Annotated in this window: 16 protein-coding genes; 3 read left to right on the forward strand and 13 right to left on the reverse strand. The window is 43.7% G+C overall.

Translation table 11 applies throughout. The annotated features are described in order from the left end of the window. The first annotated feature begins 99 nt into the window (after positions 1-99). A complete protein-coding gene (locus tag AC58QG_RS05600; protein WP_497361110.1) occupies positions 100-1,191 on the forward strand; it encodes a phosphodiester glycosidase family protein in 1,092 nt (363 codons plus the stop codon). Positions 1,192-1,574: 383 nt separating this feature from the next. Here the strand turns inward: AC58QG_RS05600 and AC58QG_RS05605 are convergent, their stop codons facing one another. From AC58QG_RS05605 to AC58QG_RS05620, 4 genes are all read right to left on the reverse strand, one after another. Further along, positions 1,575-2,018, reverse strand: a complete 444-nt coding sequence (locus tag AC58QG_RS05605) for a cell wall hydrolase (RefSeq protein WP_497361111.1) — start codon at positions 2,016-2,018, stop codon at positions 1,575-1,577. 125 nt (positions 2,019-2,143) lie between these two features. Then, the gene (locus AC58QG_RS05610; protein WP_497361112.1) at positions 2,144-3,607 is read right to left on the reverse strand and encodes a flagellar hook assembly protein FlgD; all 1,464 of its coding nucleotides are present in this window, start codon (positions 3,605-3,607) and stop codon (positions 2,144-2,146) included. Between the two features lie 60 nt (positions 3,608-3,667). Next, positions 3,668-4,438 (reverse strand): arylamine N-acetyltransferase family protein, encoded by a 771-nt coding sequence (locus tag AC58QG_RS05615; protein ID WP_497361113.1) that lies wholly within the window; start codon positions 4,436-4,438, stop codon positions 3,668-3,670. 149 nt (positions 4,439-4,587) lie between these two features. Continuing rightward, on the reverse strand, positions 4,588-5,589 hold the full coding sequence (locus tag AC58QG_RS05620) for a glycoside hydrolase family 130 protein (RefSeq protein ID WP_497361114.1): 1,002 nt from the start codon (positions 5,587-5,589) through the stop codon (positions 4,588-4,590). Between the two features lie 107 nt (positions 5,590-5,696). Here AC58QG_RS05620 and AC58QG_RS05625 point away from each other — a divergent pair, with 107 nt between their 5' ends. Next, a complete protein-coding gene (locus tag AC58QG_RS05625; RefSeq protein ID WP_497361115.1) occupies positions 5,697-6,557 on the forward strand; it encodes a helix-turn-helix transcriptional regulator in 861 nt (286 codons plus the stop codon). A gap of 80 nt (positions 6,558-6,637) precedes the next feature. Here the strand turns inward: AC58QG_RS05625 and AC58QG_RS05630 are convergent, their stop codons facing one another. From AC58QG_RS05630 to AC58QG_RS05645, 4 genes are all read right to left on the reverse strand, one after another. After that, positions 6,638-7,168 carry a hypothetical protein gene (locus AC58QG_RS05630; protein WP_497361116.1) on the reverse strand — a complete coding sequence of 177 codons (531 nt, stop codon included), beginning with the start codon at positions 7,166-7,168 and terminating at the stop codon, positions 6,638-6,640. A gap of 71 nt (positions 7,169-7,239) precedes the next feature. Continuing rightward, positions 7,240-8,199 (reverse strand): D-2-hydroxyacid dehydrogenase family protein, encoded by a 960-nt coding sequence (locus tag AC58QG_RS05635; RefSeq protein WP_497361117.1) that lies wholly within the window; start codon positions 8,197-8,199, stop codon positions 7,240-7,242. Positions 8,200-8,262: 63 nt separating this feature from the next. After that, the gene (locus AC58QG_RS05640; protein ID WP_497361118.1) at positions 8,263-9,255 is read right to left on the reverse strand and encodes a glycoside hydrolase family 43 protein; all 993 of its coding nucleotides are present in this window, start codon (positions 9,253-9,255) and stop codon (positions 8,263-8,265) included. Positions 9,256-9,410: 155 nt separating this feature from the next. Continuing rightward, on the reverse strand, positions 9,411-10,205 hold the full coding sequence (locus AC58QG_RS05645; protein ID WP_497361119.1) for a Nif3-like dinuclear metal center hexameric protein: 795 nt from the start codon (positions 10,203-10,205) through the stop codon (positions 9,411-9,413). Between the two features lie 278 nt (positions 10,206-10,483). Here AC58QG_RS05645 and AC58QG_RS05650 point away from each other — a divergent pair, with 278 nt between their 5' ends. Continuing rightward, positions 10,484-11,533, forward strand: coding sequence for a rod shape-determining protein (locus AC58QG_RS05650; protein ID WP_497361120.1), 1,050 nt, complete (start codon positions 10,484-10,486; stop codon positions 11,531-11,533). Between the two features lie 65 nt (positions 11,534-11,598). On the opposite strand, the gene AC58QG_RS05655 is transcribed toward AC58QG_RS05650, so the two are convergent. The 5 genes from AC58QG_RS05655 to AC58QG_RS05675 all read right to left on the reverse strand — a co-directional run bounded on the left by AC58QG_RS05655 (position 11,599) and on the right by AC58QG_RS05675 (position 19,210). Further along, complete coding sequence (locus tag AC58QG_RS05655) at positions 11,599-12,891, reverse strand: sensor histidine kinase (RefSeq protein ID WP_497361121.1); 1,293 nt, start codon at positions 12,889-12,891, stop codon at positions 11,599-11,601. 426 nt (positions 12,892-13,317) lie between these two features. After that, complete coding sequence (locus AC58QG_RS05660; RefSeq protein ID WP_497361122.1) at positions 13,318-14,214, reverse strand: polysaccharide deacetylase family protein; 897 nt, start codon at positions 14,212-14,214, stop codon at positions 13,318-13,320. Between the two features lie 172 nt (positions 14,215-14,386). Continuing rightward, positions 14,387-15,154, reverse strand: coding sequence for a sugar phosphate isomerase/epimerase family protein (locus AC58QG_RS05665; RefSeq protein WP_497361123.1), 768 nt, complete (start codon positions 15,152-15,154; stop codon positions 14,387-14,389). A gap of 89 nt (positions 15,155-15,243) precedes the next feature. Next, a complete protein-coding gene (gene icmF, locus AC58QG_RS05670; RefSeq protein WP_497361124.1) occupies positions 15,244-18,510 on the reverse strand; it encodes a fused isobutyryl-CoA mutase/GTPase IcmF in 3,267 nt (1,088 codons plus the stop codon). 118 nt (positions 18,511-18,628) lie between these two features. Continuing rightward, positions 18,629-19,210 carry a DUF421 domain-containing protein gene (locus tag AC58QG_RS05675; protein WP_497361125.1) on the reverse strand — a complete coding sequence of 194 codons (582 nt, stop codon included), beginning with the start codon at positions 19,208-19,210 and terminating at the stop codon, positions 18,629-18,631. Positions 19,211-19,225 lie beyond the last annotated feature (15 nt).

A 19,225-nucleotide genomic window follows, 5' to 3' on the forward strand; every position in this document is an offset into this window, starting at 1 on the left:
TTGTGAGGCTGCATCAACATCACATTCTTAAGAACGCAACGCTATGCATATAGATCTGATCGGTTTTTATAATTTATAAGAAAGTAGGCATGAATTAGCATGAAGCTAGCGGGAATTAATTACAAACATGAACAAAGCGTCAGCTGGCTAAAACGTTCCATATGGATTTGTACGATACTCGTATTTTTATCAACCAGTTTTCTGTTCTTAACACCACCAGGGGAGAAAATCCGCTTGTTCCTTGCGGACACCTTTATTGCTACCCAACATCGTGACTGGGCGTGGATTTTTGTTGGTGTGAAGAAAAGGGACGAAATGATTCAAGATGTCCAGCAGATGAGTGAAAACAACTCGATTGAGAAGCAGGATTTGAATGCGATCACGATTCAAAAACAGGACGGTAAGATCATTGATGTCGAAGATATCTCTGGACATGGCTGGGTGGGCAAAAAAATGTACGTATACGATCCAAGAGCTATTCGTGTAGTTGTTCCAAGTAAAGTGGGTCAAGGGGAAACGATTAGTTCCATGGTGAATCGTACTGGAGCACTTGCAGGCGTAAATGGCGGAGGCTTCGATGACCCGCAGGGGCTAGGCAACGGGTTTGCTCCTATTGGAGTTATTATGTCTGGAGGTAAGATTTTGTATACGAGCGTTGATGGTACTGTGCCACAACAAGTCGTCGCATTTGACAATACCGGCAAATTAATTATTGGGAAATATTCCATTGATGAGCTATTAGACTTACATGTGACCGATGCCGTTTCCTTCTATCCACGCATCATTGCAAACGGAAATGCACTCCCCATCGTTGGAGATGGTCTTAACCCGCGGACAGCCATTGGTCAACGCGCAGATGGCGTTATCGTCATTATCGTCATTGACGGACGTCAGACAAAGAGTATTGGCGCTTCCCTAAAGGATGTTCAAGATCTGTTATTGAAAGAAGGATGCGTCAATGCCGGTTTCTTAGACGGTGGTGCTTCCTCTGAAATGGTCGTCGGGAGTGATCTAATCACGCATCCATCAAGCCGATATGGCGAAAGAAGGCTCCCTTCAGGACTCCTTGTTTTTGAACACCCGGATAAAGTTGATGTCCCGAATATTTGGGAAGGTGTGACCGAGATTGATCCAGGCGGTGCTTATGATAATCCAGGTTACCTAGCGGAACAAAATAAATCAAATAAGTAAATGAATGAGTGCCCCGAAAGCCATAAATGTGGCGGCGGGGCCTTCTTTTTTCATGTATACAGCCGTGAAAGATGCAAAAGTGCAACTATTGGATTCACAAGATCCTCTCTAAATGAAATGCTTGCTAAAAGGCACTTATTTTAGCCGGCACTCATCGATATGGCACCTTAACGATACTAAAGGATGCTCTTTAGCACTAATTGCTCTTTATTTAGCTAGTTCATCCAAAAACAAGTGTACTAATGCATCTTTGACCATTTACACTTCCAAACAAATTGAAACAATAAGGGAGCTAAGCGCAAATACGCCTTAGCTCCCCTTCCATTCTAACTATTAGCTTTTTCAGCCCACCTCTTCATGTCGAACGATTCTGTTCCTTAGTATTAAAACGTATTGTAGACATTTTGACACTCTTTGGCGGTTGGCTCATAAAAACAGTGCTTCTTGAAACGTCCAGCTTTCGGCTGATTATACCAGGTATCCGGACATGGTCCAGGATTGTCGAACGTTCCCGGTCGAAAATACCAGAGTGAAAATTTACCTGGCCAAAGCCGCTCTCCATTTACAGCTCTTTGCGCTAGGCGCCTCTCTCTTTCTCTTGCGTTTTGATAGTACAACCCGTGCTGTAACGCTTCAAACGCATGCGGTTGGTTGATCATTTGGGGAATTGTCCGGAGATTCTTAAAATCAGAGCAATTCGCTCTTATTCGATTAATGCCGACATTTCCAACAAGCAGCATACCCGTTTCGCCTTCGGTCTCAGCTTCAGCTCGAAGCAACCTTGCCAACATGTCGATATCCTGCTTTCTAGCTTTTACGACTGCCATTCGCTCACCTCAATTGAGTATATGTCTAGACCCATCATATTGTAGGTGAAGTGGAAATGTTACTTACTTACCGCGAAACGATAATTTAATCTGATTGTTCTTCGGACGAAACGTGCAGAATGCTATCACGGAGCCCCAATGATAAATGGACGACTCGTATACATGGAGAATTCCACTTTTTGTAACTGGACACCTTGGTTTCCTTCGATCTTGTATGGAATCGTCCAAGGAACCTTCAAGCTGACTATATACTCGCCGAATGGGACCAGCTTTCCATCGGAGTCTTTCCCATCCCAATCAAAGTTTATCACCGCACTCCTCATTCTCGTTTTAAACGCATAAGTAAGAGCTGGTAACTGACCACTCCACACAATCTCTCTGGATTGTTCGTAGAAAGAACCCGTTAATCGTGATATTTCGATAACTAAATTTTCTTCCTGCGAGAGTGTGATTGGGTCATTGCTTGCATTGATCAATTCGAAACGAAGCGGAACTTGCTTACCAAATGGAACAATCCCGCCAACCATATCGGAATCTCGGTTTGAATCAAGCACGATCAATGGAGCTAGTGGAAAGCCACTCTTGCCTCCAGTCGATTCTGGATCGTATTGAAACTCGCTCCAAGTTCCAGAAACCAATTGATTTTCAAGTTTGAGTGGTGGTTTATACGTTTCCGGATCCGAATCCGGTTCGTTAACGTAGACCCAAACATCGCCAAGCCAACTGCTATGAATATGATGCCAGCCGCTCCCACTCTCGAACGCCGAAACTTCTTGCGGAGCAAGTGTTCCCAGTACTTTGGCTTGCTTGTTAGGATGTTCATAAAGTGGCGTATTTGCCTTAAGCTCGATCGTTCTATCTCGTGTTTGTAAGTCTTTCGGTAAGGAATACGACAGATTGATCCATTTCTCTCCCAACCACGTATGGATATGAAACCAGTCTCGATTGATGCGTTCGAAGGCGATCACGGACTGTGGTGAGCTCAAGTACCCTTTGACAGTTGAATTCCCTTCCGGAACGTCGAAAATAGGTGTGTTCACGTTCAAGGTAATGGTTTCGTCCGTTGGCATGTGATATGGAACAAGTTTATGTTTCGGTTTGATCCATTGGTACCCGAGCCAAGTCTGAATTCTGTAATATCTGTTGTTAGTTCCCATCGATTTAAGCGGCTGCGGTGATACGGTATTCGTTGTTTTCCCTTGTTCGGATGGTTTATTGTAAAGGAACTCTTCTCCGGTCGTTTGAATCCATTCGAAATAATCTTCGGGAAATTCAGGGTGTAGGGGTCTAATCCAAGACTCCCCCTGTTCGGTCGTTACTTTGTACCAAATCAAAGGATCAGCTTCTTGGATAAGATGCTCTTGCCATCTCGGTTCTGCTTCTTGCACATTCACTACGTTGTCGGATGTCGTTCCGATCTGCTTACCATTCAGCGCATCATACATAGCAGTTTGCTTCTCTGTTAAAAAGAGTAAGCCCGGCAGCTTCTTAGTTAGCAGCTCTTGCTGAGCGGCCAATGCCGATGTAGATGGAATCTGAGATAGGACCATCGACGTAAGTACAACGCAAACGAGTGCGATTTGCTTCAATACCTCTCCCTCCAATCAAAAAGACTCATCCCTTATATTACCATATTATCCACTACCTGTTTAGAGGAGATGAATGCCAAAATACGATAACAACGCTGCTTTAAACGCTTCAGGAGATTCTGTTGTAAAGGTACTTACACCTTCCGAGTTGAAAATCCGAAACTCCTGATCAGCAACTGTAAGACGTCCGTCCGGAGTTCGTTTGGCGACAATCGGATATTTGTTAAAAATCGAATCCGGCGAATGTTCGCACCAGAAACTCGCAAATAGGTAGTCTTTCGGTAGTTGCGGCTCCTCTGTGAAGGTATATATGCGATGCCATCCCGTGTTTTTCTGTTCACAAAGCGACCAGCCGTAATAAGAGTCTTTCTCAAGGCGATAGCATTCTTCGCCTTGCTGCTGTTCAAGACCTTCGATGAAGGCAACCGACCTAAGTGGTACCATTCCCCCAACACCGACGTCGCAAAGGTAGTCCACACCTTCCGCTTCTACTTTCAGAACATGATGGCGTCTTTTGGGAGGGAGATTACGCTCATCGCGCCAAAATCGTGCAACCAAATCAGTTACCGAATAACCCAACTCCCGAAGCAGCCAGCCGAATAATGCGTTCAATTCAAAGCAGTACCCGCCACGCTGTTGTATGACAATTTTCTGATATAGATCCTGCGGATCGAGAGATAAAGCTTTATGTGCCAGAATATCTAAATTCTCATAGGGAATCGCGTACAAATGCCGTTCTTGCAGGTCCGCCAGCGTCTTTGCGCTGCCATTGAGCGTGCCTTTAAAGCCGATACGATCTAAATAACTCTGAATTTGTGTGTTTGAATGCATTGATTTTTTGACACCATCCTTGAGAGATTTATTTACTATGAGGATCATTGCTTTTAAATAAATCATACCATGAGAAAACTAAAGTAACGAGGAATAAAAAATAAGCGTAAAGCGCACCAAATCATCGGTATGCCTTACACTTATTGGTGTTATTTATTTCCTTCCAAACACAACTTGACCAGATCATCCACATGCGCGGTTGCCAAGCACTCCACGGTATCTGCCGCACCGTAGTAAATTTTTACTTCGCCATCATCTTCCAGTATCATGCCTCCTGGGAAAATAACGTCATTGCGGAAGCCGCCTTCCGTCTCATAGCTAACCTCAGGAGCCAATAGCGGTTCCTTGTAGAGTCCAATTACCTTCTTCGGGTTATCCAAATCAAGCAGCATAATGCCGGCTGTATAACGTTTTTTCCATGTCGGCTCCCAGCCATTCTTACCGCGATTTGCATCGATGTCAACGGCATGAATCGTCGTTAGCCATCCCTTTGAAGTGCGGATTGGCGGAGCGGCTGGGCCGATTTTATCATTCGCATACGGGACATGCTCCACGCCTAAGACAAGATCCGTTTCACCCCAGTATTTGAGATCAGGCGATTGTGAAATCCATATATCAAATTGATCTTTACCACGGCTGTACACGGGAAATGGACGTTCCAAACGCACATAATTGCCATTAATTTTCTCTGGAAAAAGAACCATGTTCCGATTGTCCGGTGCAGACAAGGAAAGGATTTCGAAGCGATCGAAATCATCCGTTACGGCAATGCCACCTCTGACACCATGACGGGTATCGACAGCGAAACACATGTATACACGTCCATCCATCACAGTTAATCTAGGGTCGTATACTCTTGTGATTTCCTCATCATAGAGCTTCCAACAAGGGCGTGACTGCACATCCCAATGGATGCCATCTTTACTGTAGGCAAGCCCCAGATCCGTTGTATGTGAAGGTTCTATCGTTTGATCTTTGACAGAACCATGGTCATTGCGGAACACCATCACATATTGACCTTGGAACTTGGTGACACCTGCATTGAATGTAAGCGCTGTAGGATAGGGCACGGAATCTGCAGTTAAGATAGGGTTGGCTGGATGTCTTGTAATGACAGAGCTTGATGTTAATGAACCGATTGTTAAGGTCATCTGTGTTCCTCCTTCATTCTTATCTTTCTTTAGGTTACAATAGGTGTGCTTACTATACCTATCAATCCTTGAACAAACCTCTCATTTCTTGAATAGGCAGTGATTCCATGACCTTTCCAATCAATAAGCAATTATCTGATTATCCCAATATCGGATCCTTCCCGTTTCATTTATCCATTAATCGGGTTGATCAGCATTTTCCTAGCCATCGTCATGATTTTCTGGAATTCTCGTTAGTCGTTGAAGGCTTCGGATACGAAACCGTAAATGGTCAAACGCATCCCATGAAACCTGGAACCTTCACGCTGCTGCTTCCTTATCAAGTACACGAAATCACTGCGAATCCCGGCAGTCCTTTAATCTTATTCAACTGTATGTTCGGCTTAGAGCTGCTTGGCGACCCTGCAGAGCGCTTGCTTCTTTCGGATAACAATCCGTTCCAGACTCACTATGACCTGAACATGGATCAACGTGAGCTTGTAACCCAGAAACTCCAAGGCATGCTTCGTGAATATGAGTTACCCGCTGATATCTGGCAGTCGCTTCTCCTGAAAGGTGAGCTCCAGCGCATCCTTGCGTTTCTCCACAGGCTGCATCCGAGTCGTACACCTCAGCCGATGACGGAGATTCCTTCTAAGACAGCCCTGCCATGGGCCATTCTGCGTTATATTTATACGCGCTATCGGGACCCGCTTACATTGGAGCAGATTGGCGCACATTTTCATTGCCACCCTTCCCGTGTAACGCAAATATTGTCACAGCATCTTGGCGTTACCTTCGTCGCGCTTCTTCAGGAGACACGGATTCGTCATGCGTGTAGTTTACTAACTACTACGGAGATGAAGGTGACCGATATCGCGTTTGAAGTAGGTTACGAATCGTTTGCCAGCTTTAGCCGCAACTTTCTAAAGCTTGTAAGCACTTCTCCGACGCAATATCGGGCATCCATGAGGGAGAAGTTACCGTAAATCTCACAACAAAAAACCGACTGAGCCTGTGCTCATTCGGTTTTTTGTATGTATGAAGTCCTTGCAATACCTTGAAGCCACTATACGGTCATAAATCGAATCAAACCTAGTATCGCGAAGCTGAATAAAACGATGCCGGCACCTATACCTGTAATTGCGCTGTTCGCCACTTGAAGCTTGGGAGCCACTACAATCGCAATCAACGAGACAGCAACCATTAAAGCGGCCAATATCCATAAGCTGGGATCATGAAATACACTTTTCAAGCTAATGAAATGAATCCCGACGATAAAAGCGATCCAGGGAGCGACATAGGCTTTTCGCTTTTTCCTGATCAGTGCAAATGCACCAGCACCACCCAAAATAAATTCAGCATAAAACGAGAATAAATAATTACGATAGGCAGATGGCTCGTTCAATGCCGAGGGTTCCTGCCAGTTCTGCACGCTTAAATAGACGCCTAACAAGCATACGAGTAACGCAATACAGGAAGAAATGCCAAGATAGATACGCCAACTTGATCTAGGATTCTCTTGTGCCCAACCGAACCAGACAAAGCTAAACATGCCAAATACGGATGCATACATCGCATAATCCCTAACGTATTCCATTCACATCCACCCCTGTTCGTTATGACAATCAGAAGACTGCTCCTCCATCCAACCTATGCATAGGTGAGGAATTAATTCAGCCTTCGAACCGGCGAGCCGGATAGGTAAGCTTCAATGTCTTCAACCACGTCTCTATAAAAAGCTTCATAATTCGCTTTGGATACATAACCAATATGCGGTGTTGTGAGCAAATTTGGAAGTGAGCGGTACATATGATCTTTAGGCAATGGTTCCACATCGAACACGTCGACCGCGGCCCCTGCAATGCTGCCAGACTGTAAGGCATCTGCAAGTGCAGCTTGATCTACGATTGGCGCACGGGACGTATTGATTAGGTAGGCTGATGGTCGCATACGTTTGAGATCATCTGCACGAATTAACCCTCTTGTACGGTCACTTAAAACGAGATGTATCGAAACAAAATCGCTGGTTTCCAGAAGCTCCTCTTTGGATGCCGCTAATTTCACTCCGATCTCGTCGGTCCGCTCCTTCGTTAAATTCTCACTCCACGCGATGACATCCATACCGAACGCCTGGCCAAATTTCGCTATCTTACTGCCAAGTTTTCCGAGTCCAAGTACACCTAGCGTCTTGCCGTACAAATCCGTTCCTAACGTACTTTGCCATTGTCCATTGCGAATCGCGTTGTGCTCCACCACAATGTTTCGGGCGAGCCCTAAAATCAAAGCCCAAGTGAGCTCCGCAGTTGCGTTGCCTGCGCCGCCTGTTCCGCAAACAATAACGTCTTGCGAAGCCGCTGCAGTCATGTCGACCGACGCATTGCGCATGCCTGTGGTGATAAGCAGCTTTAAGCGGGGAAGCTGGGCAAGCAGTGATGCAGGGAAAGGCGTCCGTTCACGCATAATCACGACAATCTCGCAATCAGAGATCTGATCGAGTAATTCTTCCTGTTGATCAATGTGTCGCTCGATACTCTTAACCTCAACCTTATCCTTAATCCGCTCCCAGTCCGCGGAAGCTAATGCTACTTGTTGGTAGTCATCTAATATGGCACAACGAAGTTTCATCATTCATCTGTCTCCTTAATATTCCCATAGTTGATTAACCTTGGGTGCAAGAATTACAATCCTATTTTACAGTATACCATCCAGCGATCTAACCATTCTGAAGCTGTCTCCAGTGTCTTCCATTTCGAAGAGTTTGCATCTCGATTCAGGCATTTTGAATGGCCGATGGAGGATTAACATCCATGTTCCCTCGAATGTTCGGAACAGCATGCCGTGACCACTGTCTTCTTTCACTAAAGGCGGGAGTTGTTCCCAAGGACCTGCCAGTTTGCCGGTTGTTGATCGCGCGATCGTCTGTACATAACTATCAGCTTCATAGCTCGACCAAAGCATGATAAGATGTCCACCCGAAGTTCTGTATAATTGGCACCCGTCCGTTACGTGAACACGAATATGGCCGTCGGGGAGATCTTCTTCCTTGTCCCAAGGTGCTTCAGAGGCGTTGAACAGACGAATCGGCTCGCCAACAGCTTCGGCTAAATCTTTTGTCAATTGTACGGCTTCAATTGTACCATCTATCGTCTGGATCCACTCATGACAGTAGACCATCCACGGTAATCCATCTTCCTCCACATATAATGTGCCATCGAGTGTCATCATCGTTTCCGGCAGCACATGCGAATGTTCATTCAATAAGTTGAACGGACCTTGTGGCGAATCGCTGACGGCTACGACGGTCCCCCTCCAATGCTTAGCATATCCTTTTACAAGCTCGCCTTCTAGTTGTCTGTCCTTATTGTGCAGCGTAACGAACATGTAGAATCGTCCATTGTACGCATGGACTTCTGGTGCCCACGCGCCATGCTGCGGATGTGCCCAACATCCATCCGGGACTGTGAATACGATGTAGGGTCCTTCCCAATCTGATAAATTAGTGCTTTTGTAAGTAATAACCCCATAACGATCCATACCGTTCAATCTAGGTGAACCTCCCGTATACAAGTAATAAATACCTGTAAGGCTATCGGCAAATACAAAGGGATCGTGCGCGGGAATATCAGCTAGATGGTGACCTTTTTGTGGATGATTTATATCGCAGGCTGTATTATAGATAGTCAACTGGAATCAACTCCTCTCCCATGGTTATTGGAATAGCCTTTCTTTCATACTACCATGTTAATCGTCAGAATTGGATGTTATTTCCTTAAACTCACTACACACAATAAAAAGAACAGGCTGCCGAAGCACCTGCTCATTCCTTATAGTCAAATAGCTTATACAATTTGGAAAATAGGACGTTCTTTGATGTGATGAACAGGAATCTCAGGGAACATGTCGGTCAGTTTATCTGCCAGAAGCTTCATCCCTGGTTCTTCACTCTCTGCATGACCTAGAACAATTAAAGCCTTCTGCCTTCCTTGATATAAGGCATCCCTTACATATTCCGGTGTTTCCCATTCCGGACCTTCCCCGTAAATAACAAGATCCAGTTGCTCACGTTCGAAAAGTGGCAGCGCGGTTTGAGCTCCACCTCTATAACCCGCGAGCAAGCCTATTTTCGAACACTTCAACCCAAGATCACCGTGAACTCTTACATAGCTAATTCCGAGGCATTTTTTCACATGTTCTACGATCTCGCTTACCGTTTCAGTAGGTATATGTAAGATGGACGACGCGGCATGATGCTCTTGTACGAAAGGCAGCCAATTGAGCGCCCGAATGAGACCTTCCGTTACACCATCAGGTTTATAACGATGATAGTAATCATGGAATCGAAATAGCGCGATGCCCGATGATTCCAGAAGGTTTCTTTTTTCCTCAAAAATAGGATCATTTTGCAGGTTTGTTGTATCATCATGATGCGAAAAGAATGGCCCTTCGTGAGCAACAATGAGATTTGCTCCTCGCTCTATAGCTTGCTCTATAACAAATTGCGTAGGCATAAAAGTCGTCACAATACCCGTCACCTCAGTGTCAGGACTGCCAAATTTCAGCGTATCTACGGTTTGCTCTAGCTTTCCTACTGGGGCTATTAACGCTTCAATAACTGATTGTATGTTTACACGCATGGATCGTCCCTCACGTCATTCGTATACTTACTGCTTTCTTATATTTTCAGCCTTCCATTTTCAAGCAGCTCCTTCATAATAACATAATTCAACAATTAATGGCATTAAGTAACCCTGCGGATCCTGCCAAACAGTACATCCATTCGAGCTTTTTAATGGTTTTTCCTGGTAATTTGTCATCCACCCCCCTTAAAACTGCAAATGAAGAAGAATACTATACAGACGTGAATGCCACCTCCATGCTAATGCCTTACTACAATCAAAGGAGGAACATAGTAATGTTCAAACAGTTCGATAAGTTATATGGGATTGATTTAGGTACCTCAAACACCGTTATTTTCGAAAAAGGAAAAGGGATTGTGCTCAACGAACCATCCGTCGTTGCATTTAACCAAAATACAGGTGAGTTGCTGGCGGCAGGAGCTGAAGCACAAGCGATGATTGGTCGTGCCCCTGCTCATGTGGATATCACGTATCCACTAATCAATGGTGTCATTGCTAATTTTGACAAGACAAGCATCATGTTGAAATATTTTATCAAAAAAATTCAAGGCAGATCCTCGTTTTTACGTAGTTCACAAATTTACATTACAGTGCCCTGCGGGATTACGAACGTACAGAAGCGTGCGATCGAAGAAACAATTGTTCATAAGGGAGCCAAGAAAGCGATTGCGGTCGAAGAACCTATTGCTGCGGCGCTTGGAGCTGGACTTATGCTCGATGAACCTATTGGTCACTTAGTGCTCGATATTGGTGGAGGCACATGTCAAGTTGCCGTTTTGTCGCTTGGAGGCATTGTTGCGAGTCATACGATTAACCGGGGAGGTCTCTCGATCGATCGTGATATCATGGATTATGTGAAGCGGCAATATAATTTGGAAATCGGTGAGCGAACCGCTGAGCAGATTAAAATGGAAATTGGGACTGCCAGTTCTTCGACTGATGAGCGTACGATTGACATTCGTGGACGTGATCTGGTAGATGGATTACCCCGTTCAATTCGATTAGTCTCTAGTGAAATCTACACGGTCGTCAATGAATTCTTAGGTGCATTGATTGAAGCTATTCGATCTACTCTGGAGCTTTGTCCACCAGAACTTGCAGGCGACGTCATGGAACAAGGGATATTGCTTTGTGGCGGCGGCGCGTTATTGGAAGGGATCGATGATCGAATTCGTGCCGAAACAGGGGTTGCCGTTCATATCGCAGATCAACCACTCGTATGTACCGCACTGGGGACAGGTCAGATGCTTGGCATTTATAGAACGAAAAGTAGACCTATCACACAGGATCGTGAGCCTGCAGAACAAATAGCGGTTAGTCAATAGAAAAAGCTTAGTCTGTGAGGCGTCGGCCCATTGACTAAGCTTTTTTTAGTAGAAATGATTAGAAATCAATCCGTAGTTACACCAGTCCAGAGCGGGATGATCACCTTAATTTCGGTTCCTTCTTCTGTGCTATTTACGATTTCAATATATCCGCCATGTGAATTGATAATGCGTTGAGAAATAGACAAACCTAAGCCCATGCCTGTTTTTTTGGTGGTATGAAAGGGTGTGAATATGCGGTCCCATTCCACTTGCTGAATGCCGGAACCCGTGTCCGATAGGAGAATATGGATTTCATTATTCTTCGTGCAGTATTCAATCGTGAGAATCCTTTGGTCTCTCCCTACCATAGCATCTACACTATTATTGATTAAATTAACAAACACTTGCCTTATTTTATCTCGATCTATCGACACAATCATATTTTTATGTTGCTTAAATACGATGGTTATCTCGTTTTCTTTCGTTTTAATGGAGGTTAAAGCAAGTGATTCTTGAATAACCTCCACAATGTTCGTTTCATTCGTTTGTATTTTTCCACTTTTGATAAAATGATTGTAGTTCGTAAGGATGCTGTTCATATGTTCACCAGCAATTTCGATATGATCTACCATCCCTTTGACACTGACATCCAGTTGTTCGTTTCGTGATAAGAGATCAGAATACCCTTTCACAACGGTTAGCGGATTATTAATTTCATGAATTAAACCTGAAGTTGATATCTCAATTTGTTCTTCTTTTTCTTTTCTTTTCAAGATTTGAGAAGTATCTCTGATCATTCTTGTACTCATATGTACAAATATAAAGAAAATAATGATTGAAAAAATCATAACAGCAATTTGACTAGAATAAATGAATGTGCCGGCTTGTAAATTTAATACCCCGATCATATAGGTTAAAAGGAAAGTAAGGCTGAATAAAGTTAGGAAATTCCTCACATACTTGTCCGTTACTTTTCTACTTGCAATAAGCGTCAATAAAATACTAACAATTAATAGTTTAATATGGTTCACAAAAAAGCTGCCCCATTCACCATAGATGGGGTACAGGACCGTAATTTGATTACCGATGCCATTAATCGACTTTAAACCTTGTACACCGAGTTCTGTCCAATTTATGATGTAAATGAAAGCAGACCATAGCGCATAAACGCTGAGCGTATACTTATTAATGATCAGATTCATCCATTTCGCTTCTTCTTTTGTTAGATATTTGAGAGTGATATATCCAACATACAAAAATGCCGGTGGAAGCATAATCGAACCGATCCGTAAAAGCTTAAATAGAAATAAAATCGATTCCGTTTCTATTACATCGCTGCTATACAACACACTGACATCTAATTGCCATATACTCATGCAAAGCAAAAATATGACCATGGCGTTGGTTAATTTCATTTTAAATAACATTTTACAAGACATTCCTAAAAACAGCGGTACCAAAGAAATGGCAGCCATGAGTATAAAATTCATAAATGAACCTACTTTCGATATCACAATTGTTTGTAGTTTCCGCTATATTCTTAGGATGTTATTGCGATATCTAGCACATTCCTGAAAAAAAGACCTACAACGTTAGTGGTTGTAAGCCGGGTTTTATGAAAGTTGCCCGTTGTCAATAATTGGAGTATCTAATGACGTATGGGTCCGTATCTTTTCACATTTACAACAGTGACTTTGAGCATTATAGCATATCTAACTAGGACGTGGAATAGAAGTTTCAATGGGCATTCATGGAAGAGATTTGCTAGATCAATCTACCTATCAAACCCTACTTGCGAGCAACTACTGATCGTAAAGCTGCATTTTTTTGAGCAAAATATCCGAAGACACATACGGCATTCCCGCACTTATACGAGTGATTTCCTCACTGCTGCCTGTATTGATTCCTTCTCTAGTTGTGAAAAACAAAGTAAATCCAAGCTGTTTCGCATCCTCCATAACTGACTGATTGTATTCCCCTAATGGGAAACAGAGGAATGAAAGTTGATTGTGAAGCTTAGTCTTTAAAAACGCCTCTCCCAACAGTAAATCATCACGTACACGCTGCTTCCTCTCCTGTTCTGTTTCCAATCGTTTCTCTTTAGACAAGTAGAGCCGATTAGTCAAAGGAGGAACCAAATTACCAGCCTCATCCCGCTTTTTCTGATGAAGATCATACGTATGCGAGTAAAAGCTAAATCCATCGCGTTTCATTTCAAGAATTTGCGTCCAGTTCAGAAATGGCAAGGATGGATTATCAGAGTCAACATCGCTCAAGATAAGAAAGTTCGTCGCTGGATAGCCCATCTGCTTCAGCAAAGGATAGGCTTTTTCATAAAAAGATCGGTATCCATCATCAAATGTAATCACCACCGCGTTCGGAGGCAACGTCTTCCGATGAGCATGGAAACAAGCATAATCTTCAATCGAGATGATCGTATAATGCTTATCTTTTAAAGCCTGCAGATGCTGTTTAAATTTGGTTGGGGTAATTGTAATGAATGATTCCTGGTCATCCAGATGATGATAGGTTAAGAATAACGCTTTGTTCGTGTAATGAATCGATTTCATATCCATCGGGGATTGTGTGAATGCGCTTACAGCTGTAGTCGAACACATTGAATCCAATGGATTTCCTTGCTGCCCTGTTTGTGTCCAACCTCCCGTGAGAAGAAGCATAAGAAAGAAGTAAACAGGCAATGGTAATCATCCTCCCCTACTAGCTCCTGAACCATCACTACAATATACTCGCAGGTTTAGGAGATAGAACGAAAAGAAAAGCCGTCCCCGAAGGTCAATAACCTTGTGGGACAGCTCATTTCTTTCTATGTACGTCATTTGAAAGGCGAATTGCGGTTTTAGAATTTTTTCCTTAACCCTTCAACCCTAATTTAGCAAGATTGTTATAGCTAATCTCCAAGCTTTCGAATGGATTACGATCATAGCAGTCGTCTTGCTCAACCGCTGCCCACTCCACGCCGATTTCTTCACAAGCTTGAATAATGCCTTTGAAATTCATGTTTCCTTCACCGACCTCGGAGAAACGTTGCTTCCGGTCTGGTGTGACGATCATGTCCTTGAAATGCACAACCTTCATTCGACCATCCACCTTGCGAATCCACTCGATCGGATCGGCTCCGCCAGCTTGCACCCAATATACGTCTAGCTCGAAGTCCACGGCTTGTGGGTCCGACTCTTCTAATAAAATGTCCATGCCTGTCTTTCCATCATATTTGGCAAATTCGAAATCATGATTATGATAAATGAACTGTAACCCTGCACTTTTCAGCTGTCTCCCAAATTCGGAGGCTTGCTTAGCAAATGCAGCGTACCCTTGTCTAGTTTCCCGAAATTCAGGAGGAAGACCGCCTAACCCGACATATTTGCAATCCCATGCCAAATGTTTCTCAATCACGGAATCCATATCGTTTAACAAATCATTGTAACCGATGTGAGTCGCGCAAATGATCAAGCCTTCCTGATCCGTAAGCGCTTTAAATTCATGAATATCGATGGGCCCAACACCTGATGCTTGTACGGATTGGTACCCCATTTGCTTTACTTTCTTCAAACTCTCGCTAATAGCCTGGGGGGTTTGCAAAAAGTTGCGAAGCGTATACAATTGCGTTGCGATTCTCATTTCTCTCACTCCATTCAATAAATTTGGGTCACTTCATATATATCATGGAATGGACGGCAGTGCTATATGATTATATTAAATTTTTAAACTTACATATTCCTACGGTACTGTCCACCCACCTCATACAAGGTCGCTGTGATCTGTCCTAGCGATGCAACTTTAACCGTTTCCATAAGCTCCTCGAAAAGGTTTCCATTATTGCGCGCCGCTAACTTTAATCGCTCTAGCGCTGCAGGGCAAGTCGACTTGTGCTTCTCCTTGAAAGCTTGCAGCTCAAGTATTTGCGACTCTTTCTCTTCTACGGTTGATCGAGCCAGCTCGATTTCGTCAACGGGTCTATCCAATTTAGGTTTTATGAACGTATTTACGCCGATGATCGGCAGCTCCCCAGAATGCTTCTTATGCTCGTAAGCGAGAGATTCATCTTGAATTTTGCCACGTTGATATTGCGTTTCCATGGCACCTAACACACCGCCACGAGCATGAATGCGCTCGAATTCTATTAACACGGCCTCTTCCACGAGATCAGTTAAATCATCCATAATATAGGCACCTTGCAGCGAATTTTCATTCTTCGTCAAACCAAATTCCTTATTGATGATCAATTGAATTGCCATTGCTCTGCGGACTGAATTCTCCGTTGGCGTCGTAATCGCCTCATCATAAGCGTTCGTGTGTAAGGAGTTGCAATTATCGTAAATCGCAATGAGCGCCTGCAAACTGGTACGAATATCATTAAAATCCATTTCTTGCGCATGTAAAGATCGGCCAGAAGTTTGAATATGATACTTCAGCTTTTGACTTCTTTCATTACCGCCATATTGATTTCGAATGACAGTTGACCATATGCGACGCGCTACTCTCCCCATAACGGTATATTCGGGATCGAGACCATTGCTGAAAAAATAAGAAAGATTCGGCGCAAAATCGTCGATTGACATGCCACGGCTCAAATAATATTCGAGGTAGGTAAATCCATTTGCCAGTGTAAAAGCTAACTGCGTAATTGGATTCGCTCCCGCTTCCGCGATATGATAGCCGCTAATGCTTACTGAATAGTAGTTCCGCACTTGATGATCAATGAAGTATTGCTGCATGTCGCCCATCATTTTCAGTGCAAATTCGGTTGAAAATAGGCAAGTATTCTGACCTTGATCTTCTTTTAAAATGTCCGCTTGAACGGTACCCCTTACCGTTTGAAGTGTCCAAGCTTTTATGCGCTCAAACTCCTCGTCAGAAGGTTGGCTACCGTTGCTCTGGACAAATTTCTCCACTTGCTGCTGAATCGCCGTGTTCAGGAACATCGCCAAAATCATAGGTGCCGGTCCATTAATTGTCATCGATACGCTAGTAGTAGGATGGCACAAATCAAATCCATCGAACAGCTTTTTCATATCGCTCAATGTGCATACATTCACACCGCTGTTTCCTATTTTCCCATAGATATCAGGTCGGTAGTCAGGATCATGCCCGTATAAGGTAACACTGTCAAAAGCTGTCGACAATCGCTTCGCCTCATCATTTTGGCATAAATAGTGGAATCGACGGTTCGTGCGCTCAGGCGTTCCTTCTCCGGCAAATTGCCGTTTAGGATCTTCACCTGTCCTTTTAAATGGAAATACGCCCGCTGTATAAGGAAAGTAGCCTGGCAGATTCTCCATCAACAGCCAACGAAGGATATCACCCTCATCTTCATACCTAGGCAAACTGACCTTCGGAATCTTCGTTCCAGAGAGTGACTCCGTGTACATCGCTGTTTTCAACTCTCGGTCGCGAGCCTTGCTGACAAGTTCAGCTTGTTTGTAGGATTGACGAATTTGCGGCCATTCTTGTATCAACGTCCTGCAAACTGGATCCAGCATGGTTGTATAATGAGCAATGCGTTCATTCAACATAGCCATGACAACATGCGAATCCCCTTCAATTTCCTGGTGATCTGTCAACAATATCTCTCTCGTTCCACGCAGTTGGTAAAGCTTTCGCGCTACTTTCACCTGCTCATTTGTAAACTTCTTGTATTGTCGAATCGTTTGTACAATTTCGCTGAGATAACCAGTGCGATCTGGTGGAATGATCACATTTTTTGTTGTAACAGGTTGCGTGTTTGCGATCTCGTCCATAGGCCAATCACTGCCTGTTTTGTCCGTAATGAGCTTCATGACTTTGGCAAATAGCACATTGGTGCCATGATCATTAAATTGACTAGCGATCGTGCCAAAGACAGGCAGTTCCTGCGCAGGTGTATCAAATAAGCCACGACTTCGCTGAAATTGTTTACGTACATCGCGTAATGCATCCTCTGAGCCGCGACGTTCAAACTTATTGATAACGATGATATCCGCATAATCAATCATATCAATTTTTTCCAGCTGCGTTGCAGCTCCAAATTCACTCGTCATCACATACATCGATACATCGCATAGCTCTACTATAGCGGAGTCCCCTTGTCCGATCCCGCTTGTTTCCACAATCACCATATGGTATCCAGCAGCTTGGAGGATTTGTATGGCCTCCTTCGTTGCGAGACTCAATTCCGACTTTGCTCGCCTAGTTGCTAAGCTGCGCATATAGACCCTAGGACTATTAACAGCATTCATGCGTATCCGGTCACCTAAGAGGGCACCGCCTGTTTTCATTTTGGAGGGATCGATAGAGATTATCGCGATGCTTCTATTCGGATATTGCTGGAGAAAACGCCTAACTATTTCATCTGTTAATGTACTTTTCCCAGCTCCTCCTGTTCCGGTAATTCCAAGCACCGGTGCGCTTGCAACAGTTGTTTGTACGTTTTGTAAAATAGGTAAAGACTGTGCCATCTGTCTGCTCCCAGCGGCTTCTTCAGCAGCAGTTATGGAGCTGGCAATGACTGCCCATAGGCTTTCTAGTGATAAGGGTAGTTGCTCTGCAAGCTTCCTTGGCGTTGGCTTGTCAACTTCTCGAATCATGTAATTAATCATGCCTTGCAGACCCAATTCTCGCCCATCATCAGGCGAAAAAATTTTAGCAATCCCATATTGCTGTAAGTGTTCAATCTCCGAAGGGACGATGACGCCGCCACCGCCAGCGAAAATCCGAATATGTCCAGCACCATTTTGCTGAAGAAGATCATACATATACGTCAAATATTCGATATGTCCGCCTTGATAAGAGCTAATGGCGATGCCTTGCACATCTTCTTGGATGGCGGCATAGACAACCTCATCGACGGATCGATTATGGCCTAGATGGACGACTTCAACCCCAGAGGCTTGCAGAATCCTTCGAATAATATGAATGGTAGCATCATGTCCATCAAACAAAGCCGCCGCCGTAACAAACCTTACTGGATTCTTGGGCCGATAGACTTCTGCGTTCACAGGAAACCCACCTTTTTGTCAAATTCATTCCTTAGGCTGCCTAGTTTCACCAGTGCTTTTCATACATTTTATTCCTTCCCCTTCATTGCAATCACTTTCATCATAAAATTAAGCAATTTTAACTATTATGTTCCTGTGACATGTTTTTTTGAGATTCAATGACCTCATCAAACAGATTTACACTCTCCGTATGTTTCTGTGGCTGATGTATAATCTGAAGTTGAGCTAATATTTTATCCAATTCTCCCATAGTTACTGGCTCTGCGTGCCTCATCAACTCGTATCCAAGATGACCGCTTATTTCAATTGTCGCTATTCTTACATCTGAGACAGACGTAATGCCTTTTTCCCTTAACCTTGTTTTTAATTGTTCTACGGATATTCGCAGTCTTTTAATATTGTCGAGCATAATTTCCCCGTCCTGAATAACGACCGTTGCTTTACCCATAAATATGAATTCAATCCATGGAAATTTTATTGCTAGGTACTGCACCGCAATTAGAACGACTACAAAAATTGTCAATATCAAAGTTGTTTTCCATAATCCCTCTGCAGAAATTGCATAACCTATAACTGACGCAATCGATAGTAGTGTAATGATCTCAAGACCCGTCATTTCAGAAACTGTTTTTTTGCCGGCAATTCGCATCAAACAAAAACCAACAAATAGTATGATCAAAGCTTCCCATATAAAGTTCATATTTCGGCATCCATT

The sequence above is a fragment of the Paenibacillus sp. J22P169 genome, from assembly GCF_059691995.1.